The 23,549-nt window shown below is 35.1% G+C and carries 26 protein-coding genes; 15 read left to right on the forward strand and 11 right to left on the reverse strand.

Features of this window, described 5'->3' with window-relative positions; translation table 11 throughout:
• Position 1: 1 nt before the first annotated feature.
• Positions 2–1,237: a DUF6625 family protein gene (locus DRF57_RS07080; protein ID WP_052188592.1), complete on the forward strand. Its 1,236-nt coding sequence runs from the start codon at positions 2–4 to the stop codon at positions 1,235–1,237.
• Positions 1,238–1,253: 16 nt separating this feature from the next.
• Positions 1,254–1,622, forward strand: a complete 369-nt coding sequence (locus DRF57_RS07085) for a cysteine peptidase family C39 domain-containing protein (RefSeq protein WP_115917642.1) — start codon at positions 1,254–1,256, stop codon at positions 1,620–1,622.
• Positions 1,623–1,689: 67 nt separating this feature from the next.
• Here DRF57_RS07085 and rpoN read toward each other — a convergent pair whose 3' ends face one another.
• From rpoN to DRF57_RS07110, 5 genes are all read right to left on the reverse strand, one after another.
• Positions 1,690–3,153: an RNA polymerase factor sigma-54 gene (rpoN, locus tag DRF57_RS07090; RefSeq protein ID WP_047488238.1), complete on the reverse strand. Its 1,464-nt coding sequence runs from the start codon at positions 3,151–3,153 to the stop codon at positions 1,690–1,692.
• A 159-nt stretch (positions 3,154–3,312) separates the two neighbouring features.
• A complete protein-coding gene (gene asnS, locus DRF57_RS07095) occupies positions 3,313–4,761 on the reverse strand; it encodes an asparagine--tRNA ligase (protein ID WP_047488235.1) in 1,449 nt (482 codons plus the stop codon).
• 880 nt (positions 4,762–5,641) lie between these two features.
• A complete protein-coding gene (locus tag DRF57_RS07100; RefSeq protein ID WP_115917644.1) occupies positions 5,642–6,241 on the reverse strand; it encodes a CDP-alcohol phosphatidyltransferase family protein in 600 nt (199 codons plus the stop codon).
• Between the two features lie 12 nt (positions 6,242–6,253).
• Positions 6,254–6,913 (reverse strand): LA_2272 family surface repeat-containing protein, encoded by a 660-nt coding sequence (locus DRF57_RS07105; RefSeq protein ID WP_123863297.1) that lies wholly within the window; start codon positions 6,911–6,913, stop codon positions 6,254–6,256.
• Between the two features lie 21 nt (positions 6,914–6,934).
• Positions 6,935–7,570 carry an LA_2272 family surface repeat-containing protein gene (locus tag DRF57_RS07110; protein ID WP_115917647.1) on the reverse strand — a complete coding sequence of 212 codons (636 nt, stop codon included), beginning with the start codon at positions 7,568–7,570 and terminating at the stop codon, positions 6,935–6,937.
• A 106-nt stretch (positions 7,571–7,676) separates the two neighbouring features.
• On the opposite strand from DRF57_RS07110, the gene DRF57_RS07115 reads away from it, so the two are divergent.
• The 5 genes from DRF57_RS07115 (at position 7,677) to DRF57_RS07135 (ending at position 13,271) form a co-directional block, all read left to right on the forward strand.
• Positions 7,677–8,603 carry a helix-turn-helix domain-containing protein gene (locus DRF57_RS07115; protein WP_084085280.1) on the forward strand — a complete coding sequence of 309 codons (927 nt, stop codon included), beginning with the start codon at positions 7,677–7,679 and terminating at the stop codon, positions 8,601–8,603.
• A gap of 1 nt (position 8,604) precedes the next feature.
• Complete coding sequence (locus DRF57_RS07120) at positions 8,605–9,408, forward strand: helix-turn-helix domain-containing protein (protein ID WP_115917649.1); 804 nt, start codon at positions 8,605–8,607, stop codon at positions 9,406–9,408.
• A 66-nt stretch (positions 9,409–9,474) separates the two neighbouring features.
• The gene (locus DRF57_RS07125; RefSeq protein ID WP_115917651.1) at positions 9,475–11,118 is read left to right on the forward strand and encodes a serine hydrolase domain-containing protein; all 1,644 of its coding nucleotides are present in this window, start codon (positions 9,475–9,477) and stop codon (positions 11,116–11,118) included.
• A gap of 267 nt (positions 11,119–11,385) precedes the next feature.
• Entirely contained in the window at positions 11,386–12,225 is an 840-nt protein-coding gene (locus DRF57_RS07130; protein WP_115917653.1) for an SDR family NAD(P)-dependent oxidoreductase, read from the forward strand.
• A gap of 131 nt (positions 12,226–12,356) precedes the next feature.
• On the forward strand, positions 12,357–13,271 hold the full coding sequence (locus DRF57_RS07135; protein WP_084085865.1) for a helix-turn-helix domain-containing protein: 915 nt from the start codon (positions 12,357–12,359) through the stop codon (positions 13,269–13,271).
• 205 nt (positions 13,272–13,476) lie between these two features.
• Here the strand turns inward: DRF57_RS07135 and rimM are convergent, their stop codons facing one another.
• From rimM to DRF57_RS07165, 6 genes are all read right to left on the reverse strand, one after another.
• The gene (gene rimM / locus DRF57_RS07140) at positions 13,477–14,019 is read right to left on the reverse strand and encodes a ribosome maturation factor RimM (RefSeq protein ID WP_047488208.1); all 543 of its coding nucleotides are present in this window, start codon (positions 14,017–14,019) and stop codon (positions 13,477–13,479) included.
• Between the two features lie 15 nt (positions 14,020–14,034).
• A complete protein-coding gene (locus DRF57_RS07145) occupies positions 14,035–14,601 on the reverse strand; it encodes a 30S ribosomal protein S16 (protein WP_047488204.1) in 567 nt (188 codons plus the stop codon).
• Positions 14,602–14,744: 143 nt separating this feature from the next.
• On the reverse strand, positions 14,745–15,257 hold the full coding sequence (locus DRF57_RS07150; protein WP_084085286.1) for a nitroreductase family protein: 513 nt from the start codon (positions 15,255–15,257) through the stop codon (positions 14,745–14,747).
• Between the two features lie 46 nt (positions 15,258–15,303).
• Positions 15,304–15,939: a DoxX family membrane protein gene (locus DRF57_RS07155; protein WP_115917655.1), complete on the reverse strand. Its 636-nt coding sequence runs from the start codon at positions 15,937–15,939 to the stop codon at positions 15,304–15,306.
• A 42-nt stretch (positions 15,940–15,981) separates the two neighbouring features.
• Positions 15,982–16,431 carry a hypothetical protein gene (locus DRF57_RS07160; RefSeq protein ID WP_047488195.1) on the reverse strand — a complete coding sequence of 150 codons (450 nt, stop codon included), beginning with the start codon at positions 16,429–16,431 and terminating at the stop codon, positions 15,982–15,984.
• A gap of 151 nt (positions 16,432–16,582) precedes the next feature.
• A complete protein-coding gene (locus DRF57_RS07165) occupies positions 16,583–17,113 on the reverse strand; it encodes an SRPBCC family protein (RefSeq protein ID WP_047488191.1) in 531 nt (176 codons plus the stop codon).
• 210 nt (positions 17,114–17,323) lie between these two features.
• Here DRF57_RS07165 and DRF57_RS07170 point away from each other — a divergent pair, with 210 nt between their 5' ends.
• The 8 genes from DRF57_RS07170 to DRF57_RS07205 all read left to right on the forward strand — a co-directional run bounded on the left by DRF57_RS07170 (position 17,324) and on the right by DRF57_RS07205 (position 23,547).
• Entirely contained in the window at positions 17,324–19,342 is a 2,019-nt protein-coding gene (locus DRF57_RS07170) for a M3 family metallopeptidase (protein WP_047488516.1), read from the forward strand.
• A 14-nt stretch (positions 19,343–19,356) separates the two neighbouring features.
• Complete coding sequence (locus tag DRF57_RS07175) at positions 19,357–19,797, forward strand: hypothetical protein (RefSeq protein WP_115917657.1); 441 nt, start codon at positions 19,357–19,359, stop codon at positions 19,795–19,797.
• Complete coding sequence (locus DRF57_RS07180; protein ID WP_115917659.1) at positions 19,784–20,317, forward strand: hypothetical protein; 534 nt, start codon at positions 19,784–19,786, stop codon at positions 20,315–20,317. The genes DRF57_RS07175 and DRF57_RS07180 overlap by 14 nt, the downstream gene beginning before the upstream one ends.
• Positions 20,318–20,439: 122 nt before the next feature.
• Positions 20,440–20,823 (forward strand): tetratricopeptide repeat protein, encoded by a 384-nt coding sequence (locus DRF57_RS07185; protein ID WP_047488184.1) that lies wholly within the window; start codon positions 20,440–20,442, stop codon positions 20,821–20,823.
• A 29-nt stretch (positions 20,824–20,852) separates the two neighbouring features.
• Positions 20,853–21,053, forward strand: a complete 201-nt coding sequence (locus tag DRF57_RS07190) for a YqaE/Pmp3 family membrane protein (protein ID WP_047488181.1) — start codon at positions 20,853–20,855, stop codon at positions 21,051–21,053.
• A 143-nt stretch (positions 21,054–21,196) separates the two neighbouring features.
• Positions 21,197–21,619 carry a hypothetical protein gene (locus DRF57_RS07195; RefSeq protein ID WP_115917661.1) on the forward strand — a complete coding sequence of 141 codons (423 nt, stop codon included), beginning with the start codon at positions 21,197–21,199 and terminating at the stop codon, positions 21,617–21,619.
• Positions 21,606–22,337: a class I SAM-dependent methyltransferase gene (locus DRF57_RS07200; RefSeq protein WP_084085298.1), complete on the forward strand. Its 732-nt coding sequence runs from the start codon at positions 21,606–21,608 to the stop codon at positions 22,335–22,337. Before DRF57_RS07195 ends, DRF57_RS07200 begins: the two co-directional genes overlap by 14 nt.
• Before the next feature lie 124 nt (positions 22,338–22,461).
• Positions 22,462–23,547: a serine hydrolase domain-containing protein gene (locus DRF57_RS07205; protein ID WP_115917663.1), complete on the forward strand. Its 1,086-nt coding sequence runs from the start codon at positions 22,462–22,464 to the stop codon at positions 23,545–23,547.
• Positions 23,548–23,549 lie beyond the last annotated feature (2 nt).

The raw sequence follows: 23,549 nt of genomic DNA on the forward strand, positions 1-23,549 counted from the left end.
GATGACCAAAATCGCATTAATAAATTGTTATTTCGGAAAAAGCTGGCCATCTTATTTCAGCCATTTTTTGTTCAGTTGCAAATATAATCCGGATGTTGATTTTATATTGTTTACTAATTTAGAAGCTCCTTTTCATATCCCCAATGTACACTTTGTGCACATTAAGGACCTTACTGAATTCAGTGCATTAGCCAGTAAAAAGCTCAATCTGAATATCAACATTCTGGATGGCTACAAATTATGTGATTTTAAACCTACCTATGGGCTGATCTTTCAGGAATATCTGAAAAATTATGATTTCTGGGGATATTGTGATATCGATATTGTTTTCGGTAATATCAGGTATTTTATGACTGAAAAAATATTGCAGAAATACGATGTCATCAGTCCTCATAAGAATTATCCTGCAGGATTTTTCACCTTATTGAAAAATAATGAGCAATGTATCAATCTCTTCAAACAGAGTAAAGATTATGCCCGTATTTTAGAGAACAGCCGTCATTTCTGCTTTGATGAATGCAATTTTGAATTCAACAGGGTTCATACTACAGATATTACCCAGATCAATACAGAGATTGAAAGCTTCACCTTGGTGTTAAGAAGACTGGAACTTCAAAAGGAAATTAAGTATTATCATAAACCCATTGTACAGGAATTTACCTATACAGATGTCGTTCACCATTGGGTAGAGGGTAATATTTTCAATAGTATTACTGAAAAACAGTACCTACTGATTCATCTTATCAATGTAAAGGACAATCAATTTTTCTTTATAGATCCATTTGAAAACAAAGCTAAATTTTCGATTTCGCCAAAGGGCATCCACTACAAATTCAGCCAGTATTCTCATACCTTAAAAAAAATAAAAAGCAGGATCAATGAAAATATCAGACAAACCAATTACAGGTTTCTGCTGCTAAAATCAAAATTGCTTTCTTATACCCAAAAAGAACATGTAAATTTTCTGGAAGAGCAATCATACAAAATCGGAAAAACACATATTACCTTTTATCCGCAGGATAAAAACAAGCTGGTCATTATCAATGAAGCAGACTATACACTGCACTACAATCAGTTTTCCCTTTATAAAATTAAGGACAATAAATGGATAGGAATCAGTAAAAAGGCAATCAGTACAATCGATTTTCATTATAAAAATGAAGAAGATATTCCTTATAAAATAAGTATAAATAATATCCAGAAACGGATCAACGAAAACGCATATTATATCTATTAAATATATTTCTGCATCTATGACTGAAAAAAATGGACATGTGACCTCCTTTAATTTTTTACTGAAAAAATTTATACAACAAAATATAAAGCCCGGTAAAATAAAAAATTACGACATCCCTGTGGAAGATTATAATTTTTTGAGTTTCCACACGATCTTAAAAGATGATTTTGATATTGAAACGATGGTGGTAAGACTGGAGCTTGAAGATCTTGAAGACCTTCCCTTCCCTGCCATTGCATTTTTGAAGATCAATAGCGGTACTTTTGCATTAATTAATGATTATAAAGAAGGGAAAGTGTATTGGGAAAATAAAGAATTTGGAAAACAGATCAATACCCTCAGTCTTTTTAAAAGAATAAGTGATACTGTATTTCTGATCTCTTAATATATACAATAAAAAAGGTGAACATTAGCGTTCACCTTTTTATACATTGAAAGTACAGTATTGACAACTATAACTCTTTTCTTAATCTTGCTACAGGAATATTCAGCTGCTCACGGTATTTTGCAATTGTTCTTCTTGCAATATTGTAGCCCTGTTCTTTTAAGATCACTACCAAAGCATCATCGGTAAGCGGTTTTCTCTTATTCTCCTTACTGATCACTTCCTGAAGGTGGGTTTTAATCTCTTTTGTAGAAACTTCTTCCCCATCATCATTAGTTAAACTGTCCGAGAACAGATCTTTAAGATATACAATCCCGTTTGGTGTATCAGCATATTTACTTTTTACTACTCTTGAAATGGTAGAAATATCAAATCCTGTAATATCTGCTATATCTTTTAGAATCATCGGTTTCAGTGACTTTTCATCCCCTGTGATAAAGTAATCCTTCTGGAACTTTACAATGGCCGTAATGGTCTGTAAAAGGGTATTCTGACGCTGATTAATGGCATCAATATACCATTTGGCAGCATCAAGCTTTTGTTTGATAAATAAAGCAGCCTGTTTATGCTCAGATGAATTTTTATCATGAGAGTAGGTGGTAAGAATATCCTTATACTCCTCTGAAACTCTTAAAGTAGGTGCATTTTTGCTGTTAAGCATAGGAATTACCAATCCATCCTTTACCTGGATCACAAAGTCAGGGATAATTTCCTGGTTGATTGTAATAGTCTGGGTATCAAAGTTCCCTCCCACTTTAGGTGATAATTTTGAGATTTCTTCCAAAGCATCTTTCAGATCTTCTTCCTCAATATCATATTTCTGAATAATCTTATTATAGTGCTTATTCGTCAACGCATCAAACTGATGTCTCAGAATGCTTGCAGCTAAAGAAACCGCTTTATCCGAGCTTACTTTCTTTTCAATCTGAAGTAATAAACATTCCTGAAGACCTCTTGCCCCTACTCCTGATGGATCCAGTTTCTGAACATAATTCTCCAGGATATCTTCCACTTTTTCTTTTGTAGTATAGATTCCCTGTGAGAAAGCCAGATCATCAACGATAGACTTGATTTCCCTTCTTAAATATCCATCCGTATCCAGATTTCCAATAAGGTATTCCGCGACTCTTAAATCTTCATTATTGATATTTACCAAATGAATTTGTTCCATCAGGTAATCATACAATGACTGCCCCTCTGTTAAAAGACTTTCATTATCAAATTCTTCATCGTCAGGAGAATAGTTGCTGGATGCCGTTTTATAGTTGGGTTCGTCGTCATAAATATATTCATTGACGTCAAAATCTGTTTCAATGCTATCGGTACCCTCATCCTGATAGGTTTCTTCCAAAGAAGCATAATCATCTTCCTTAGATTCTTCCTTTGCAATTTCTAATGCAGGGTTTTCTTCTAGCTCTCTCTCCAACTCCTCTTCAAATTCAAGAGTATGAAGCTGAATAAGCTTCATCAACTGGATCTGCTGGGGAGCCAGCTTCTGTCCTAATTTGAGTTGTAAGTGTTGTTTAAGCATAGTAATATTGGCGTTTTAACATAACATATTCTACGAATTTAATAAATTTATTTGATAATAAACACATTTAGCATGATTTTTGCAGTATAGTTCTTATCATAATAAACTACTAAAAAATAAAAAAAGCCTTAAATTTCATTAAGGCTTTTTTTTATTATTCTAGAATTCAGCACTTTTCGGCGTCCTTGGGAAAGGAATTACATCTCTGATATTCGTCATCCCTGTCACAAAAAGAACTAATCTTTCTAATCCTAAACCAAATCCTGCATGAGGAACAGAACCAAATTTACGGGTATCCAGATACCACCAAAGTTCGTGCTCATCTACATGCATATCAGTCATTTTCTGTTTTAGTACATCTAATCTTGCTTCTCTTTCGGAACCACCGATGATTTCACCGATTCCAGGGAAAAGAACATCCATTGCTGCCACAGTTTTGTTGTCGTCATTCAATTTCATATAGAAAGCTTTGATCTCTTTCGGATAATCAAATAATACAACCGGGCTCTCAAAATGTTTTTCAACAAGATATCTTTCATGCTCAGACTGAAGATCTGTTCCCCATTTCTCAACAGGGTAAGCAAATTTACCTTTCTTATTTTCTTTAGAGTTTAGTAAAATTTCAATAGCTTCTGTATAGCTTACACGCTTGAAACGTTTAGCAATCACATTCTGAAGTTTTTCAATAAGACCTTCTTTTGCTCTTTCCTTCTCAGGTTTTGTTTTCTGATCTTCTTCAAAACGCTTATCCAGGAATTCAAGATCGTCTTTACAGTTATCCAATACATACTGGATCACATACTTTAAGAAATCTTCAGCAAGGTCAATATTGTCTTCCAGGTTATTAAAAGCAACTTCCGGCTCAATCATCCAGAATTCAGCAAGGTGTCTTGTTGTGTTTGAATTTTCAGCACGGAAAGTAGGTCCGAATGTATAAATTCTTCCTAATCCCATAGCTGCAGTTTCCCCTTCAAGCTGTCCTGAAACTGTAAGATTTGTTTTTTTACCAAAGAAATCCTGTGAGAAATCAATTTCACCTTCTTCTGTTCTTGGCATATTTTCAAGATCAAAGTTGGTAACTCCAAACATTTCTCCCGCTCCTTCTGCATCTGCACCGGTAATTACTGGTGTGTTGATATAGAAGAACTGATTCTGGTTAAAAAACGAGTGAACCGCAAAACTCACGGCATGACGTACTCTGAAAACAGCTCCAAATAAATTGGTTCTGAATCTTAGGTGGGCCTGCTCACGAAGTTTTTCCAAACTATGTTTTTTAGGTTGAAGAATCGTACTTTGAAGCTCTTCAGTAAAGTTATCTCCTAAAACGATGATCTTTTTAGCAATAATCTCAACGCTTTGACCAGCACCCTGGCTTTCTACCACTTCTCCTACCACTTTAAGGGAAGAAGCAGTACTGATATTCTTGATAACCTCTTCATCAAAATTTTCGAAATCAACAACTATCTGCAAATTATTAATAGTAGATCCATCATTAAGTGCAATAAAGCGATTAGCACGGAATGTTCTTACCCATCCGTAAACTGTAATGTCATGATGTAATACTTTCTTGTAATCCTTCAGGATTTCTTTGATCGTCTGCTTTTTCATTTGTTGATGATAAATTTTTGTATAAAAATTAATGTTTGCAAAGTTACAAAAAAACAGCGCAACTTAATGGTTACGCTGTCTTTAAAAATCATTTATCAGGTAATTAAACTTTCTGTTCAGTAAAATTATCTTTTTTCACTCTTCTGCATTCGTTTCTAAAGTATAATTTTAAGATTCTGAACTTCATAAAATTTGTCCTGACTTGAACCTGGTACACTCACATCATATCACTTTTAAGAGGAATAAGTTGACTTATTCTTGGTTTTTTCATAAGAACAGGCTTCTTATGTATGGAAAATAGTTATTAGTTTTTAGTTTTTAAATGATAATTCTGATTTCTCAAGTTCATCATTAGCTCTGTCTTATTCAGTTAGAATTCATTCCCTGACATCGCTAATGGTTTCAAACAAATTTTGTTTACTTACAACATAATAAATTACTTTTGGTGATCACTACTCTAACTTTTTAATTAATTCATTAACTCACGTAGGATTTTAATATTTACATTCTTGTACTGTACACATACAAAAATATAAATGCTGTGTTTTTACCTTGAAGCAAAGATGCAGTAAAGCGATGTGATAATACAAGTGAATACTCTATAGATTCATAAATTTATATATCTAAATTCATGAATTAAAAAACAACAAACAATTAAAAACCAATACATTAATATTATTTCATATGGATTATGTCATTTTATTTTCACTTCATGAAAAATAGCATTTCTATTCTTTTTTTAACAGATCAACGCATCATTTATCGATTTTCTTCGCTTCATTTTTCCATAATATTCTATCATGTGGGATATTTTATGTTCAAAATTCCCCAGCATTAATAACCTCTTATCATAGAATGTTTTTTTTAATTATTTCAATACTCAATTAAAGAAAATTGTTTTTCTTCTCTTTTTTCCCTTTCTGATCATCCAGGCATGGTAACAGCTGGGGACATCATACCTCCATTGGGGAAGAATAAGAATAATCAGGATAACATCTATATGGGAAATCAATCCTAAAGTAACAGAGAGATAAAAAGGCCAGCCCGTTTCCTGAAATCCGATGAGATAGGTAAAAGCCAGTAAAAGGCTTAGTCCCCAGATTTTTGCCAAAAAAGCATGAGTACAGGTTTCCTTTCCAAATTTCCAGATACTGATGATATAGCATGAGGCTTCCATTATAAAAATGAACAGAATACTTTTCCATTCTCCTTTTATCAGTTCCGGATTAAGCTGATAGGAAATCCATCCCAGTGAAAGCCAGAAAATAAGATCCACCTGGCTGTCTAAGCGCCTTAGTTTTTCAGAAGAAACTCCTGTTTTACGGGCAATAATCCCATCAAAAACATCAGTGAATATCCCGAAATACATTAATCCTACAATATATCCGCGGGCCCCCTCTCCAATGCAGTAACCCAAATACAGAATAATCAGAGCTGCTGCAAAACGGGAAGCAATGAGTATATAAGGTATATTTTTCATAAGTCTTATTATTTAAAAATTAATGATTGGTAAGCTTCTTTTAGCATTCTTATTCCATATTCCAATCTGAAGTCCTTTCATTTTCTTAGATGAATTGACCACACCCACCTGTACACCCCTCATTTCTTCGGCCTTATTGATGAGCCCAAGCTGTAAGCCCTTCATCTTTTCAGATCCATTAAATACGGAAATGCTTACGCCTCTCATATCATCCACACCATTCATCAACCCGGAGATGACGATACCATTTCCTTTATCAATAGAAGTGGAGAGCCCGGAAACCAAAAAGCCATTCACTTTTCTTCCATAATTATAAACAGAAACGGAAAGTCCATTTTGATCCACATTTCTTCCATATCCGGCACCGGAAAGTGTAATTCCGTTTATCGTAAGAAAAGTATGTTCATTTTTTTCTTTAGCGGGATCAAAAAACATCCAGATGAGAAGCCCCACGGGATTAACATCCAGATTAAGCCCGTTAATGGACTGGGTACGTTGTGTATTACGATCAGCAAGACTGCCTCCCAATCCCACTGCCAGCCCATTAACTTCTTGTACATGTTCACTCAGTGGAGTCAATGATACCCATCTTGTTTTTATTTCAGGAGCATCCTGGCTGTATAGTATTCCTGACAATAAAAAAATGCCTGTTATTAAAAATAATTTTTTCATGATCTGTTATTTTTATGGTGATTATTGCTTAGAGCCTTTAAAGTTCCAATTGATCAAAGGAAGTTTTCTCTTCCCGTTCTCATTCCATGCCCCGATCTGGATACCTCTGAAATCATTACATTTATTATACAGACCAATCTGGACTCCTCTGCATTTCTGTCCCACATTGGCTAAGGATGCTACAGAAACCCCTTTTATCTCATCATGTATATTGAAAAGTGGTGAAACAGAAACTCCGTTCGTCACGGTATACACTCCAATATTGCTTGAGATATTTACCTCCAGTCCATTGGTTACAGTAGGTTCCATATTGATGAGTGAAAGCTGTACACCGTTAATTTTGTTCATACGCTCCCTGGGCATGATCTCATAACTGTTAAAGCTCCAGTGATCGGCCCCTGGTAGGTTAAATAGTAAAAGTGGCGGAATAAAAATACCTACAAGATTAAATCCCATTCCTAAGCCATTTACTTTTTTAGGCGTAAACCCCTCTTCTTCGTCAAAATATTTAAATAAAATTCCGTTCACATTGCTGGTATTCTTCGAAGGTGAAGCGGCAATAATTTTAGGCTTCAAAGAATCTGCTTTTATGGTATCTGATGCATACACCAGACTATTCACAAAAAAAACTGTTATTAATAAGATTCGTGTTTTCATAACTCATTATTTTAAAAATTACATTTCAAAATTATCATCAGAACACCATCTCCTGAATGTGAAAAAGAATTAAAAAAAAGGTTACATTTGTGAAAATCACAAAACCATGCATCAGGAAGCTTTATTAAAGGAAATCCGAAGAAAGATTGGTGGCAAATCATTAAACGATGAAATTGCCAATATTCTAAATATCAGCTACGATGCAGCGCACCGGCGAACTTCTATGAAGGCCAAATTCAGCTTTGAGGAAGCCCTGGAACTTGCTAAATACTATCAGATTTCCCTGGATCAGTTTCTGGGAACAGAAAACCAACTGGTTGTAAGACGCACCCAACCCGTAAAAACAACTGAAGATCTGTTAAACTATTTTGAAAGCTCTCTGAAGATCTTGCATGTATTTCAGGATATTACAAACTCCCAGGTATTTTACTCCGCGAAAGATATTCCGTTTTTCTATACCATTTCAGATTCAATACTGTCGCGCTTCAAGTTTTATGTCTGGATGAATTTATTGAATCAGGATAAATTTTTAAGTCCTTTCGATACGTTTAATTTAGAATATCATTCTGTAAAAAATGAACTGCTCATTGATCTTTATGAAAAACAAAATGTCACTGAAATATGGAATGACACAACTATTTTAAGTGCTTTACGGCAGATTTCCTTCTATTTTGAAATCGGATTATTAAAAAAGAATGACACGGATCTTATATTGGATGATCTAAAAAGTTTAATAAAAAATCTAGAACATAAAACACTTGAAAAACCTAATTTTCAAATATTTGTAAATGATTTGGTTATTTTAAATAATAGTATTTTATTTAAAAATGAACAGCAGTCTTCTTTTTTTATCCCGTTCAGTATGTTTGGGTATATGATGACTACGGATGAAATGACATGCCAGGATTCTCTGAGTTATTTTGAACATCAGATTAAAAATTCAAAATCCCTGAATGCTTCGGGAAACCGTGATCGGGCCTTATTTTTCAATACAATGTATGAACAGATTGAAAGTTTAAAACAAAAATTATAAAATGAATACCCTTTATAATGGAGAATTCTTTGGGCAGACCAATGAAACCCTGAATTTTGACGGACTCACAATTACAGATACAGAATATACACATCCTTATGTAGATTGGCATTATCATGAAAATGCTTATTTCACGTTTCTTATTCAGGGAAATATGAAAGAAGGAAACAAAAAAGAAATCTACGACTGCTCTGCCGGAACTTTACTGTATCATCATTGGGAAGATGCTCATTATAATATAAAACCGGATATTTTTACAAGAGGTTTTCATATCGAAATTTCAGAAAGCTGGTTTGAAAAATTTCAGATTTCACACAATAGAATTGAGGGTAGCCTTAACATCAAAAATCCCTCTTTACAGCTCTCAATTCATCAGATTTTCAAAGAAACGAAAATGAATGATCTTTCTTTTGAACTCTCGGTTCATCAACATCTGCTTACTATTTTCAGTCAGCTATCCAGAAAAAATGAAAATACAGATAAAAAGCCCGGTTGGGTACATAAGATTGAAGAGATGCTTCGTGAAAATTTCATTGAGAAGCAGAGCCTCACAGAACTCTCGAAGATTTTGGATATTCATCCGGTTCATTTGAGCAGAGATTTTCAGAAACATTTTAACTGCAGCTTAGGGGAATACATTAGAAAACTGAAGGTCAATAAATCCATAACGCTTCTTCACACTTCTCAATCTTTATCCGAAACAGCACTGGAATGTGGTTTCGCAGATCAGAGCCATTTTATCAGATCATTCAAAGAAAATACAGGAATTACCCCTTTACATTACAGAAATCTCTTAAAGAAATAGCAATGTTAATTTCATTCTATTTTTTCATAACATTACACCCTATTTTTGTTTAAATAAAATACTGAAATGAAATCTATCCTTGTATATAGCTTATTTCTTATGTCTGGCCTCTATTTCGGACAAATTAACAACATTATTGATCCTGAACCAGCCATAAATACTATCCATAAAAAGTATACCGGCAACATTATTTTTCTATCAAAAGCAATTTCTCTGGACAGCCTGAAAGAAGCTGATTTCATTACCCAAGAAGTATTTCAGGAAGATAAAGATTTAAATCTCCGTATTTTTTTAAACAATTCTTTAGTGAATTACCTGCATCAGCTTGAACCTTCTTTAGCTGTAGATGAACTGCTGAAAAAAGGAAATTATCAATTTAATTTTTACATTGACGGAACATTAATCTATACAGAAAATCTGAATCCCGGAGCAGGAACGGCCGAAGATAAAAAGAAGAAAACCACTTTTAGAATTCCTCTCATCAGTTCAAAAAATGAAGATTCCTGGGGAAGATATTTATGGATGAGATTTTATCTTGTCAATGGGGGAATTGATCAGCTCAATGAAGGAAATCACCTTTTAAAAGTTGAAATAAAACCTTATTTGAAGGCTACTACTTTAAAGGTAGGAAATACGATTGCTTCGGGTGAGATTCACTTAACCATTCCAAAAAAAAATATTTCAGAACAGCAGATTGCTATTCAAACTATAAACCCAAACAGCGGATGGAAAGTCTCTGATGAAAAATTGGATAAAGAAAAAATAAGGCTTTTAAATAAAAAAATTGCAGAAAACAGATTCAGGAATATCACAGGAATCGTGGTCATCAAAAATGAAAAACTTCTGGTGGAAGAATACTTCAGTAATTCCGCCAGAGATTCACTGCAGGATACACGTTCGGTTGGTAAGTCGTTTGCCTCAGCCTTAACAGGAATTGCGATTAAAGAAGGCTATCTTAAAAGTGAAAACCAAATGCTGAAAGACTTCTATGATCTTAAGCAATTCAAAAATTACTCATCTCATAAAGACAGCATGACTATAAAAAGCTTATTGACCATGAGCTCAGGTTTTGACGGCAATGATGCGGATGAGGAATCACCTGGAAATGAAGAAAATATGTATCCTACTGATCACTGGGTAAGATTTACGTTAGATTTACCTGCAACAGAAAATAAAATCGGAAAAAACTGGCAGTATTTCACAGCAGGTGTTGTAGTGACAGGAGATATCCTCAATCAGTCTGTTCCCAAAGGGCTGGAAAATTATGCAGAACAGAAATTATTCCATCCACTGGGTATCAAAAACTATAAATGGCAGTATACCCCACAGCAAAAACCTTCTCTGGCCGGTGGATTGCGCATGAGAGCATTAGACTTCGCAAAATTTGGACAGCTTTATAAAAATAAGGGAATATGGAATGGTCATAACATTATTGATAAAAGTTGGATAAAAAAGTCTTTTACCAACTACTTTACCAATGACAAAGACTTTGAGGGATATGGCTATTTATTCTGGAGAAAAGTATACCGGGTGGGAAACCAAAGCTTTGAAGCGTATCAGTGTAGTGGAAATGGGGGTAACAAAATTATTATATTTACTGAAATTCCTGTAGTGATGGTGATCACAGCTAAAGCCTATAATACATCTTATGCCCATTCCCAGGCTGATAAAATTGTACAGGAATATTTACTCCCGGCAATTGGGAATTAGCAGATACCTTAAGCTTTTGAAATCATGGTTCCGCATCGGAGCACAACATTGAAGATCCACCCTATTCATCTCAGCAGGGATTATTTCCAATACAATCTGAGTGATTACACCCTGAAATCTTTTAAAAATCACCCAAAAACATGTTTACACCAAAGGAGATAGCATCATCATCCACGATTTAGATACATCATTCCCCGATTTGGATACATTTCCCTTTTCGCAAGTTTCCATCTTTGTATCATCATTTAAACAAAAAAATATTTAAAAATGGAAACAAAAAAAGTATGGTTCGTAACAGGAGCTTCAAAAGGTTTAGGATTTGAGTTGGTAAAAAAATTATTATCCGAAGGATTTCAGGTTGCTGCAACCAGCCGAACTGTTGAATCTCTTTTCTCAACTATTGGAGAAACATCAGAGAATTTTCTTCCGCTGAGCGTCAACATCACAGACAACAACGACATAAAATCTGCCATTGAAAAAACAGTTGACCATTTTGGACGAATTGACGTGGTTGTCAACAATGCAGGCTATGGGCAAATCGGAACCCTTGAAGAGCTTACTGATGAAGAGTCAAGAGAAAATTATGCAGTGAATGTTTTCGGAACATTGAATGTGATCAGAAATGCCATGCCTTATCTTCGTGAACAAAGATCAGGGAATATCTTCAATATATCTTCTGTTGGCGGATATTCCGCTAATTTTCCAGGTTGGGGAATCTATTGTTCTACAAAATTTGCTGTTGCTGGATTTACAGAGGCATTGGCCGAAGAAGTGAAAGACTTCGGAGTTCATGCTACTGTTGTTTATCCCGGATATTTCCGTACAGATTTTTTAACTAAAGATTCTGTGAAAACGCCTTCTAATCCTATCCAAGCCTATGAAGCAGCAAGAAATTCAGAACAGGCTCACCTTAATGAAATCAATGGAAACCAGCCTAATGATCCCGAAAAAGCAGCTGATGTCCTGATTCAGATCAGTAAAGAGAAAAATCCTCCGGTACATCTGTTATTGGGTGTAGGAACGATGGAATTTCTGAATAATAAGATTGATATTTTAAAAAAGGATGCTGAAAAATGGGAAAGTCTGACAGTTTCAACAGCGATTTAACTTTGTAATAATAATCTTCAGCTCCGTTCGGGATGACCTTCCTGATACTTACAAAAGTCGGTCAGAATGGAGCTGAAGGTTTTCTAAAACAGTTCATTATACTTTTTACAAAAACAATTAACTTCGCTATTATGAAACAGCCTGTCCGCTTTAACTCTATTTCAGATTTTCATGCTTTCTGTGGTCTGCCCAATCCTGAACATCCGCTGATCAGTTTAATAGATTACAGCAAAGTCCATTATACTGTAGACAATGAAGAACTGAAATGGATTCAGAATTTTTATTCAATTGGTTTGAAAAAGAATGTCAGCCGAAAGTTCAATTATGGACAACAGCAATATGATTTTGATTCCGGAGTCTTGTGCTTTGTTTCACCCCAGCAGTTTTTAAGTCTTGAAATCAATCCCGATGTTGAGGTAGAGCCTACCGGATTTTTATTGCTTATACATCCTGATTTTCTGTGGAACACTTCATTAACAAGGAAAATAAAATCTTATGACTTCTTCAGCTATCAGGTGAAAGAGGCTCTTTTCCTTTCTGATAAAGAAGAGAAAATCCTTGTTAATATTCTTAAAAATATTGAAAGGGAATATCAGTCAAATATCGATAGGTTCACACAGGAGCTTATCATTGCTCAGATTGAATTATTACTGATTTATTCTGAACGTTTTTATGAACGTCAATTTTTCACCAGAAAAAAGTCAAGCCACGAATTGTTATTTAAGTTTGAAGACATTCTTTCCCAATATTTTAAAAGCGAAAATCTCCTCGAAAATGGTATTCCCTCTGTGAAATGTATTGCCGAACAGATGAATATTTCTCCTAATTATCTTGGGACCTTACTTCGTCTTCATACTCAGCAAAACACACAGCAGCATATTCAGAATAAATTAATTGATTCTGCCAAAGAACGTTTGAGTACTACAAGTTTGTCTGTGAGTGAAATTGCTTACGAACTGGGGTTTGAACATCCACAGTCTTTCAGCAAACTCTTCAAACAGAAGACGAATCAGTCTCCGGGAGAATTCAGAAAGTTATTTAACTAGATTCTATAGGGAATCAGTAGATACCTTAACCTTTTAAAGTCATGGTTCCACATTGGAGCATAACATTGATCAAATACATAAAAATTGATCAAAGAAGACCATACAAAACCGATGGTTTCTGATCCTATACAAAAGTTATGGGAAATATTTCTTAGTAAATAATGCGAAAGAGAATAAATTTCAGGTGTATTTTCTGAAAAAGAGATTACTCATCTTTTTTTGATGGAACAAGGAAAACGTCCATCAGGCCTTCCGGCAACTGCATTTTAATAAATCTTTCTTCTCTGTTCACTTCCAGGATCCAATCTTTAATAAGAGGGATCACAATTTCACGGCCTTCAAATCCAAGAATGAAATAATTTTGGGCCGTCTGATCGTTTACAGATCGTATTACCCCACAGTCATTATCATTTTCGTCAAGGATATTATACCCTATTATTTCGTGATAATAGAACTGTTTTCCTGAAAGTTGGGGAAGGGTAGCAAGCGGCAGGTAAACACTTTTACCTAAAACCTGATCTACCATAGATTCTGAGGAGCCTTTAAAAGCAAGGTTTAAAGCATCTAATTTGCTCCATGAGGATTTTTCAATAAAAAATGGAACCAATAATCCGTTGATTTCAACGAATATTGATTCCAATTTATTGTAAAGCTTGGGCTGATCGGTATCCAATTTAAGGATAACGTTACCCGCAAGTCCATGTCTGCGTGTGATTTTACCTAAAAAATAGCAATCTTCTTTACGCATAACAGGATTTGTTTATTAAGCTTCAGTGTTTTCTTCAGTTTCAGCAGCAGGAGCTTCTCCTTCTGTAGCTTCAGCAACAACTTCTTCAGCAGGTGCGTTAGCAGCTTCCTCAGCAGCTTTAGCATCAGCATCAGCTTGTGCAGCAGCAGCAATTCTAGCTTCGTTTACTTTAACTTCAGCTTCTAAAGCAGCTTTCTTAGCGTCAGCCTGAGCTTTAGATAAACCTTCTACTTTACCTTGTACTTTAGCATCTTTAGCGTCTACCCAAGCAGCAAATCTTTTTTCAGCTTCTGCTTCGTCAAAAGCACCTTTAGCTACACCACCTTGTAAGTGTTTTTTGTAAAGGGCACCTTTGTAAGAAAGGATAGCTCTAGCAGTATCAGTAGGCTGAGCACCATTGTTTAACCACTGTACAGCAGAATCAACGTTTAATTCAATAGTTGCAGGGTTAGTAATTGGGTTGTAAGTTCCTAGTTTTTCGATGAATCTACCATCTCTTCTTGCTCTAGAATCTGCAACCACGATGTGGAAAAAAGGTTTACCTTTTTTACCGTGTCTTTGTAATCTGATTTTTACTGACATAATGTTTGAATTTTACGGGAACTCGTCCCAGTTAAATATTTAAGAGTGCAAAGATAAACAAATTTTTCAATTTGGTAATTTGAAAATGGGATAATTTGATATTTTTTTTCACTCATTCATTATCATCTCTTCAAAATGATTCATTAATCCACTGCCCCCATATAGAAAAGCCCTAAACACTTTTGGTTTTCCTCAATGGTTAAAGATTCCTTCAAAAGGTCAACAATAGAGGGAGAACTCCAGTAACATCCTATATTATGGGCCGTACAGGTAAGATACATATTCTGAACAGCCATTGAAGTGGCAGCAATCTCTTCCCATTCCGGAACCATCCCGCTGAAATTAACCACTATGGAAACAACCACATCAGCTTTATTGATTTTAAAACCGATATCATTAAATTTTTTCTCTAAAAAAAGCTGTTCAGGCTGTGTAGCTTTATAGATAGCCTGCATTTCTGAAGCCAGATTTGCCTTTTCCTCCCCTTTGAATACCTTGAAGCGCCAAGGCTTTGTACGCTTATGATTGGGTGCAAATGTTGCCGAGCTTAGAATTTCATCAATAACCTCCTGAGAAATTGCTGCGTCTGTATAATCTTTTGGAAAAATACTTCTCCTTTGTTCTATGATTTGTTTTACTATTTCTGCTTTATTCATAACTGCAAATTTACAATATGAGATCCAATCTCCAACATTTAAAACATCAGGTATTTACTACTATTTTACAGTTTTTATAGGCTTTATAATTGCTTGTAGCAAAGGTCAGCAGAATTATTGCTGCAAATGCCTTCGTTAGCCACTTTTCATATACCGCTCCATGTACGGGATCCAGCATATACAATACGATAAAGCTGAAAGCATATATCATTCCTGCAATAATCCAGATACGGCCGGGATCAGGATATTCCTTAACGATACTCGATTTGTTATAATTAAAAATTGGAAGCAATTTATGCCCGTCCCATATCAGTAATATAGAAACAGCAAGCATCATTAACGAAGTGATCATCCAGGTTCCGGAGAATGAAAGACTAAGTGTAATCACCCAAATATTAGTCAATATTGCAAAAAACACTAAGGCTCCCAGCGTTGCATAACGCTGTGTCAGCAGTAAAATGCCTGCCGTTACCTGTGCCCATCCTAAAAAGTTCCAGTAGAAACCGGATTGGTACAATGCTTCAAAAAAGTAACCTATTGGATTTTCTGTTGAAATACGGGTAAACCTATTTCCTATTAATTTGGTTAATCCTGATGGAAAAAAAGCAAAGCCCACCAGATAGCGCAAATGGATAATAATCCATTGATTGATTCTGTTTGTTCTTAAATTAGCGAATTTCATGGGTATTGTGGATAGTTATGGCTTCATCATCAGAGTATCTTCTTACAATACTTCCACTATTTTTTGATGAATTTTGTTCAACACAAACTCATCTCCAGCCTTCATTCCCATTATCTTTTTAGCCATTGGGCTCTCGGGTGAGATCGCATAGAAACGGTCTCCTTCAAAAAAGAATTCACCTAATGAAACTGAAATATAAAAACGGGCTTTATTGGTAATCACCAATGAGCCTAGCTGTGCTCTGTCTGTACTTGTGTTAAGAACTTTTGCCATATTTCTTTTAAGATCATTCAAAGCTCCCAATTGTCGTTGCATCTGGTAAATCTCCTCCTGCATTTCTTCTCTCATACTGTCATATTTCGGAGTTTTTTTGATGTCACGGCTTGCTTCCAGAGTAAACTCAATAAATCTTTTAAGTTTTTCAATTTTCTCTGTAATGGTAGTTTTTACGAAGTCTCTGATATCACTTTTTTCAAATACAATCTTCTCCATAAATCGAATCTTTATATAAAGATAATATTTTTCTCATAATAAATTATATTTTCATTTCTTCATCAAAAAATGAATGATTCAAATCCTACCAGCAAGGGTAATAATCCTTAAAGCAATAGAAAAGCCTTGTAAAATTTACAAGGCTTCTGTTTTATTTTTCTGATATTTGTTTCAGTCCGTCAAGTCCCTGGCCAAACATTTTATCCATATTATTATCCATCATAGGTTTCATAATCTTCATCATCGTATTCAGCTCATTATCGATCATCCAGGTTACTTTTGTTCCATTTCCCTCGGGAGTCAGTACAAAGGTACTTTTAGCATTTCCTTCAAAAGGCTGTATAAAATGAAGTTTGGTAACCATTTTTTCATTAGGTACTATTTCGGCAATTGCCTGTTCTCCCTCGCCTACATTTTTATCTCCTTTCCAATGATAGGAATCTCCTATTTTGTCACCATCACCTGAATAGGTAATCACTATATTTTTATCTGCTTTAGAGAAAGGATCCCATACATTATATTCTTTTAAAGAACCTACATGTGACCATACTTTTTCTTTTGGAGCTTTAATAACAACAGATTTTTCAAAATGATAATCTTTACTGAAAGCCAGCATTGCAATAATAGCATATACAGCAATCAACAGAATGATAATTCCGATAATTTTTAAGAGTGTTTTCATAGTTTATATATTTAGGTTATTTATTGTAATGACAACGTTTAAATCTGTTCTCAAAATTAAATATTTCAACATCACCCCCACTTTCCATATGACAAGATTATTTAAAGATAAGTATTTTTGTCATAACTTGTTATTCAGGCATTATTTTTGAACTTTTCGGCTGTGATTCCTGATGAATCACTACATTTAACTTTAATTAAAAATCAAAAAATGAATATTTTAACTGAAAAATTTAACACTCCATATCATTCCGCACCGTTTACTTCTATTAAAAATGAAGATTATCTTCCTGCTTTTAAAGAATTAATTCAAAAATCTGAAGAGGAAATCAATGCGATTGTTAATAATCCTGAAGCGCCTACTTTTGAAAATGTAATTGAAGCTTTAGCGTATTCTGGGGAGCAGCTGGATGTTGTCTCCAATATATTTTTCAATTTAAATTCTGCAGAAACAAGTGATGAAATCCAGCAGATTGCTCAGGAAGTTTCTCCTATTTTAACAGAATATTCTTCAAAAATTTCTCAAAACGAAGCTCTTTTCAGCAAAATCAAAAAGGTATATGATGAAAAGGAAAAATATAACCTCAACGGGGAACAAAAAATGCTTCTGAATGAAACCTATAAAGGTTTTGTAAGAAGTGGAGCTTTGCTGAATGAGGAAGACAAAGAAAAATTAAAAAAGATCAGCATGGACCTTTCTCTGAAATCCCTGCAGTTCGGACAAAATGTACTGGCCTCTACCAATGCTTATTTCAAACATATTACCCAGAAAGAAGATTTGGCAGGTATCCCCGAAGCTATTATTGACCAATATGCTGAGGAAGCTAAAGAAAGAAACCTTGAAGGCTGGGTTGTTACCTTGCAGTACCCAAGCTATATCCCATTCATGACTTACGCGGAAAACCGTGAACTGAGAAAAGAACTGGCCCTGGCCAATGGCAAAAAATCTTTTGATGGTGGTGAGTTCGATAACCAAAATATGATCAAAGAACTTCTGTCCTTAAAGCAGCAAAAAGCCGAACTTTTAGGTTATCAGGATTATGCTGATTTTGTCCTTGAGGAAAGAATGGCCAAGTCCCCGGTAAAAGTTTTTGATTTTTTAAATGAACTTCTAACCAAAGCCAAACCTTATGCTGATAAAGAAATCGAAGAATTAAAATTATTGGCTAAAGCAGATGGCATTGAGGATATGCAAGGATATGACCATGCTTTTTACGCTGAAAAACTTCGTAAACAGAAATTCGACCTTAATGATGAGGAACTGAAACCTTATTTCCCTTTAAACCAGGTACAGGATGCTGTTTTTGGATTGGCTGGAAAACTTTTCGGATTAACATTTGAAGAAAGAAATGACATTCCGAAATACCATGAAGAAGTAAAGGTATATGAAGTAAAAGAAAATGGCACTTATAAATCTCTGCTTTACGTTGACTATTTCCCAAGAAAAGGGAAAAGAGCGGGTGCATGGATGACAAGCTACAAAAATCAGTATCAGCAGAACGGAGAAAATTCACGTCCGCATATTTCTATTGTCTGCAATTTCAGTAAACCGACAAAAGATACTCCTAGTTTATTAACATTCCAGGAAGTGACCACCTTATTCCATGAATTTGGACATGCCCTTCACGGAATGATGGCCAATACCCAATACCCTTCTCTTTCGGGAACTTCTGTAAAATGGGACTTCGTGGAACTTCCATCCCAATTCCTGGAAAACTTCTGCTATGAACCTGAGTTCTTAAAAACTTTTGCGAAACATTACAAAACAGGAGAAGTTCTTCCTGATGAAAAAATTGAAAAGATTGAACAGTCTAAAAACTTTATGGAAGGATATCAAACTCTGAGACAGATTGGTTTTGGACTTCTGGACATGAATTACCATACTAAAGCTGGAGAATTAGAACATGAGACTGTAAAGGAATTTGAAGATAAATACACCAAAGCAACTACGCTGTACCCTACAAATCCGGAAACAGCAATGAGCCCAAGTTTCTCCCACATCTTCCAGGGAGGATATTCTGCGGGATACTATTCTTATAAATGGGCAGAAGTATTGGATGCTGATGCTTTCCAGTATTTTAAAGAAAACGGAATCTTCAATCCGGAAATTGCAGCTCAGTATAAAGTACTTCTTTCCTCTGGGGGAACGAAAGACCCCATGGAACTGTATAAAGATTTCAGAGGAAGTGAGCCCAAAGTTGAAAGCCTATTGAAAAGAGCTTTCGGATAATCCTACCACTGAACATGATACAGGAACTTAATAAATTTGAAGCTGTTTTTAGGGATTCTCTAAAAACAGCTTTCATTAATGTAGATCCCGAATACATTGATGCTCTCCTCGATAAAAGAGACCTTCCCGAATTTTCAGATGGATGGATGGAAGCCTATCAGGCTGTGGACGGAAAAGCAATAAACTTGGAAACAGAGGAAAAAATCAATGATATCCGAAAGGATATTTTTGTATTTGTTTTCAGAATCACTGGTTCATCTGATATGTCGGCCTATATTTCTGATGATGTAGGTCTTATTTGCGCCTATTACATTCATAATATTGATCATAAATGGCTGAACGATTTATTTTTCACTTATCTCACTCATCAGATTCCCCACGGTGAGCTTATGAAAACAGACCAAACAATAAGAGAATTAATCAACTCCTACCCCCTCAACGATGAGAAATTATAAATATTGGGAAACCTGTATTGAATTGATAGAAAGCAGAAAGATTGAAGAAGCAACCCATTTTGTTCTTGAAACGACTTCAAAACTTGGACTTTCTAAAGAATTAGTGGAAAAAATAATGACTGTTTCTTTAAAGGGTTTTGAGAAAAAAATTGAAGGAAAAATGAAGGATTGCCTGGAAAAGGCAAGAGAAGAAAATGCCGAAGCCCTTTGTTTGTATTATAGTGTAGACAATGGCTGGGATAGTACCATGTATATCTGTAAAGGTTATACCAAGGAGAACAGTTCCTGGATTTCTGAAAGCAGAAGCTGGATTGAACTTGGAAAAACAAGAGGTTTCTCAGAAATCTACAAAAAAACCGCAGAATCAGCTTTTTTCACCAACAAAATAAGTTCAGCCGTTTGTATTCTTTTAATGTTTAGAACAAGCATTGCCTTTTATAATGTGGCTCAGAAGTTTCCAGACTGTGGATTCAAGCTTTGTATTACCGCAACGGAAAGTGACTTTGTAAGAGTTGCATAAGCCAACCCTGTGCAATATATTGAGAGGTAAAGCAAATAGATCACATTCTTTCAGCAAGATTTATTTTAAGAAAGCTAAATTTGTACTGTACAACATAAGCATTCATTCTGTAATTTTAAATAATGAGCAATATAACATCCAGATTAGAAAACGTAAAAAAACTTCAGGCAAAAAGATGGGAAAATGAAGATCATTGGGATACTTTAAATGATTTATTAGTCCAGGAATTAGATGAAATTTTACTTATTGAGCCTGAAAACACCTCCGCTTTAATCAATATCGGGGCTATTTATTCTGATATGGGAGAAAATGAAAAGGCATTATCCTATTTAAAGAAGGCCTTAGATCTTGGGTCGAGCGACAAAAATTTATATGTAAATCTTGCGGTTGTGCTTATTTATATGGAAAAACACCAGGAAGAATATTTGGAATACCTTGAGGAAGTGGAAGATAAAATTGAAGATCCGCTTACTTTTAAAGCGTATTTTGATCCTCAGTCTCATTAGAAATCTAATATTAATTAAAATTTTAACCCATGTTACTAGCCATTTTACTTCCCTTCTTATCCTTTATGGTTCGTGGAAAAATTATCACCGGAGTGATCTGCCTGATTTTACAGATCACCTTAATCGGCTGGCTTCCTGCTGCCATATGGGCGGTTTTATCTTTAAATAACGCAAGAGCAGATAAGAGAACGGATAAACTGATTAAGGCCATGCGCAATAATCAAAAATAAATTGGCGTTTACCGTCAGAATCTCTTTATTCACGCAAGGGAATTTTTAAGACTTAATTATACCTTCTTCATCAGAAATTACTAAATAATTGTCGTATTTTTACAATAGACTCGGTTGACCCCATTCAACCGGATTACCCTATCATGGAAATTGCGTTTAAGAATAAAAGAATTATTACCAATATAGCACTCGGTCTTGTTTGGATCGGGATAGGAAGCAGTTATTTATTTGAATCAGAAAAAAAACTATGGAAGCCTTATGTCATTATAGCATTGGGAATAGCTTATATCATCATGGCTTCTTATGAATATTTCTATAAATATCTCATCATTAGTGATAAGCAGATTCAGGTTAATATATTCCCTAAAAAGCAGATCAATATTGATGAAATAACTTCGGCAGATTACAATCTCAATGACTACACGTTCACTACTTCCCGTAAGACCCTGAAGGTGGTAAGATCACGGATCAGCCCGGATGATCTTCCAAAGTTCGAGACGTTCTTTAATGAAGTTCGGTCAAAATTAAGAGACCAAGATCCACTTTTATCCTATGAAAGAAAATAAATATGACAACCCGGCTTTTTTTGACCAGTATGAACAAATGCTTCGGTCACAATTAGGCTTAGAAGGAGCAGGAGAATGGCATGCTCTGAAAAATATGTTACCCGATATCAAAGGAAAAAAAATTCTTGATCTGGGTTGTGGATTCGGATGGCACTGCCGCTATGCTATGGAAAACGGAGCGAAATCTGTTATTGGAATTGACCTTTCGGAGAAAATGCTTGCTAAAGCTAAAGAGATCAACAATCTGGAAGGCATCCATTATGAAAGAAAAGCACTGGAAGATGTAGAATACCCTGCTGAAAAATTTGACCTTGTTTTGAGTTCACTAACCCTTCATTATGTGGAATCATTTGATGCTCTTGCTCAAAACATTTACCACTGGCTGGTCTCAGGAGGTCATTTTGTATTTTCAGTGGAGCATCCTGTGTTTACCGCGGAAGGAGGTCAGGATTGGGTATATGATAAAAATGGGGAAAAAGTTTGCTGGCCCGTTGACCGGTATTTTATCGAAGGGAAAAGAAACACCACCTTTTTAGGTGAAAATGTCATCAAATACCACAGGACTTTAACCTCTTATCTCAATACTTTATTGAAACACGGTTTTAAAATTAAAGAAATCATTGAACCGGAGCCCAGTCACAATATGCTGAAGGAAATTCCGGAAATGAAAGATGAACTTCGCAGGCCAATGATGCTGTTAATCTCTGTAGAAAAATAATCGTCCTTTCAATACCCTTGAAAATCAACATCCTATTTTTAAATCAAGAAAACACCAATAGCTATTTTGTATAACATGGTAATAAAAATAATTTATATCTTTGTATAACACAATACAAATCGATATGATTATCTCAAAACTTATAACCACTCTTATACTACTTGTGTTCTTTAGCAGTCAGATGAGTGCCCAAGCCCTTGAAAAAAGCGTTGAAAAGAAAATTGACAGCCTGATCCAAACCGAATTTGGAAATAAAAATGAGCCGGGCGGTGTATTTATGATGAGTCAACATGGCAAAAACCTCTATCGGAAGGCTTTTGGAAAAGCTAATCTGGAACTTGATGTCAATATGACTCCGGACCAAGTTTTTCAAATCGGATCTATGACCAAACAATTTACAGCCGTTGCCATTCTGATGCTGGAACAACAGGGGAAACTTTCTGTAAACGATCCTGTTTCAAAATACATCAAAGACTATCCTTCGGGGGACAAAATAAGTATTCATCATCTTCTGACCCGTACTTCGGGAATTAAGGATTTTACAAAGATGAAATCTCTTTCCGGTATTGCCCAGAAAGAAATGAAACCCATAGAAATGGTAGATTTTTTCAAAAATGAACCGGCTGATTTTGCTCCGGGAGAAAAATTTGAATACAATAATTCCGGCTATGTGGTTTTAGGATATATTATAGAACTTATTTCAGGAGATACTTATGAAAACTTCATCAAGAAAAATATTTTTGATAAGACAGGAATGTCGAATTCCTACTACGCTTCCGATAGAAAACTTATTCCCAAAAGGGCTTATGGATATCATAAAAAAGAATCTGGATTTGTCAATAAAACAATGATCAACTTTAGCATTCCCTTTTCGTCTGGCTCATTAATGTCTACTGTGGATGACATGCTGAAATGGCAGCAGGCTTTAAACCAGAATATTCTATTAAATGCTAAAGAAACCCAAAAAGCATTTCAAAAATACAAACTGAATTCGGGTGAAGAATTTACCTATGGATACGGATGGCATCTGAAAGATACTAACGGCATTCCGGACCGGGAGCACGGCGGAAGTATTTTTGGATTCAAAAGTATGGAAGTTTATATCCCGGGCAAAGATATTTATGTGATCGGTTTAAGCAACTGTGACTGCCATTCACCGACAGAAATTACCCGAAATATTGCGAAAATCGTGTTGAATCATTCGAAATAGCA

This window comes from Chryseobacterium rhizosphaerae (assembly GCF_003385455.1).
Classification (GTDB): Bacteria; Bacteroidota; Bacteroidia; order Flavobacteriales; family Weeksellaceae; genus Chryseobacterium; species Chryseobacterium rhizosphaerae.

What these genes read in the sequence shown, in the direction of transcription:
- DRF57_RS07080 (WP_052188592.1), top strand. Translation starts at nt 2, where the DNA reads ATGACCAAAATCGCATTAATAAATTGTTATTTCGGAAAAAGCTGGCCA.
- DRF57_RS07085 (WP_115917642.1), top strand. Translation starts at nt 1,254, where the DNA reads ATGACTGAAAAAAATGGACATGTGACCTCCTTTAATTTTTTACTGAAA.
- rpoN (WP_047488238.1), bottom strand. Translation starts at nt 3,153, where the DNA reads ATGCTTAAACAACACTTACAACTCAAATTAGGACAGAAGCTGGCTCCC.
- asnS (WP_047488235.1), bottom strand. Translation starts at nt 4,761, where the DNA reads ATGAAAAAGCAGACGATCAAAGAAATCCTGAAGGATTACAAGAAAGTA.
- DRF57_RS07100 (WP_115917644.1), bottom strand. Translation starts at nt 6,241, where the DNA reads ATGAAAAATATACCTTATATACTCATTGCTTCCCGTTTTGCAGCAGCT.
- DRF57_RS07105 (WP_123863297.1), bottom strand. Translation starts at nt 6,913, where the DNA reads ATGAAAAAATTATTTTTAATAACAGGCATTTTTTTATTGTCAGGAATA.
- DRF57_RS07110 (WP_115917647.1), bottom strand. Translation starts at nt 7,570, where the DNA reads ATGAAAACACGAATCTTATTAATAACAGTTTTTTTTGTGAATAGTCTG.
- DRF57_RS07115 (WP_084085280.1), top strand. Translation starts at nt 7,677, where the DNA reads ATGCATCAGGAAGCTTTATTAAAGGAAATCCGAAGAAAGATTGGTGGC.
- DRF57_RS07120 (WP_115917649.1), top strand. Translation starts at nt 8,605, where the DNA reads ATGAATACCCTTTATAATGGAGAATTCTTTGGGCAGACCAATGAAACC.
- DRF57_RS07125 (WP_115917651.1), top strand. Translation starts at nt 9,475, where the DNA reads ATGAAATCTATCCTTGTATATAGCTTATTTCTTATGTCTGGCCTCTAT.
- DRF57_RS07130 (WP_115917653.1), top strand. Translation starts at nt 11,386, where the DNA reads ATGGAAACAAAAAAAGTATGGTTCGTAACAGGAGCTTCAAAAGGTTTA.
- DRF57_RS07135 (WP_084085865.1), top strand. Translation starts at nt 12,357, where the DNA reads ATGAAACAGCCTGTCCGCTTTAACTCTATTTCAGATTTTCATGCTTTC.
- rimM (WP_047488208.1), bottom strand. Translation starts at nt 14,019, where the DNA reads ATGCGTAAAGAAGATTGCTATTTTTTAGGTAAAATCACACGCAGACAT.
- DRF57_RS07145 (WP_047488204.1), bottom strand. Translation starts at nt 14,601, where the DNA reads ATGTCAGTAAAAATCAGATTACAAAGACACGGTAAAAAAGGTAAACCT.
- DRF57_RS07150 (WP_084085286.1), bottom strand. Translation starts at nt 15,257, where the DNA reads ATGAATAAAGCAGAAATAGTAAAACAAATCATAGAACAAAGGAGAAGT.
- DRF57_RS07155 (WP_115917655.1), bottom strand. Translation starts at nt 15,939, where the DNA reads ATGAAATTCGCTAATTTAAGAACAAACAGAATCAATCAATGGATTATT.
- DRF57_RS07160 (WP_047488195.1), bottom strand. Translation starts at nt 16,431, where the DNA reads ATGGAGAAGATTGTATTTGAAAAAAGTGATATCAGAGACTTCGTAAAA.
- DRF57_RS07165 (WP_047488191.1), bottom strand. Translation starts at nt 17,113, where the DNA reads ATGAAAACACTCTTAAAAATTATCGGAATTATCATTCTGTTGATTGCT.
- DRF57_RS07170 (WP_047488516.1), top strand. Translation starts at nt 17,324, where the DNA reads ATGAATATTTTAACTGAAAAATTTAACACTCCATATCATTCCGCACCG.
- DRF57_RS07175 (WP_115917657.1), top strand. Translation starts at nt 19,357, where the DNA reads ATGATACAGGAACTTAATAAATTTGAAGCTGTTTTTAGGGATTCTCTA.
- DRF57_RS07180 (WP_115917659.1), top strand. Translation starts at nt 19,784, where the DNA reads ATGAGAAATTATAAATATTGGGAAACCTGTATTGAATTGATAGAAAGC.
- DRF57_RS07185 (WP_047488184.1), top strand. Translation starts at nt 20,440, where the DNA reads ATGAGCAATATAACATCCAGATTAGAAAACGTAAAAAAACTTCAGGCA.
- DRF57_RS07190 (WP_047488181.1), top strand. Translation starts at nt 20,853, where the DNA reads ATGTTACTAGCCATTTTACTTCCCTTCTTATCCTTTATGGTTCGTGGA.
- DRF57_RS07195 (WP_115917661.1), top strand. Translation starts at nt 21,197, where the DNA reads ATGGAAATTGCGTTTAAGAATAAAAGAATTATTACCAATATAGCACTC.
- DRF57_RS07200 (WP_084085298.1), top strand. Translation starts at nt 21,606, where the DNA reads ATGAAAGAAAATAAATATGACAACCCGGCTTTTTTTGACCAGTATGAA.
- DRF57_RS07205 (WP_115917663.1), top strand. Translation starts at nt 22,462, where the DNA reads ATGATTATCTCAAAACTTATAACCACTCTTATACTACTTGTGTTCTTT.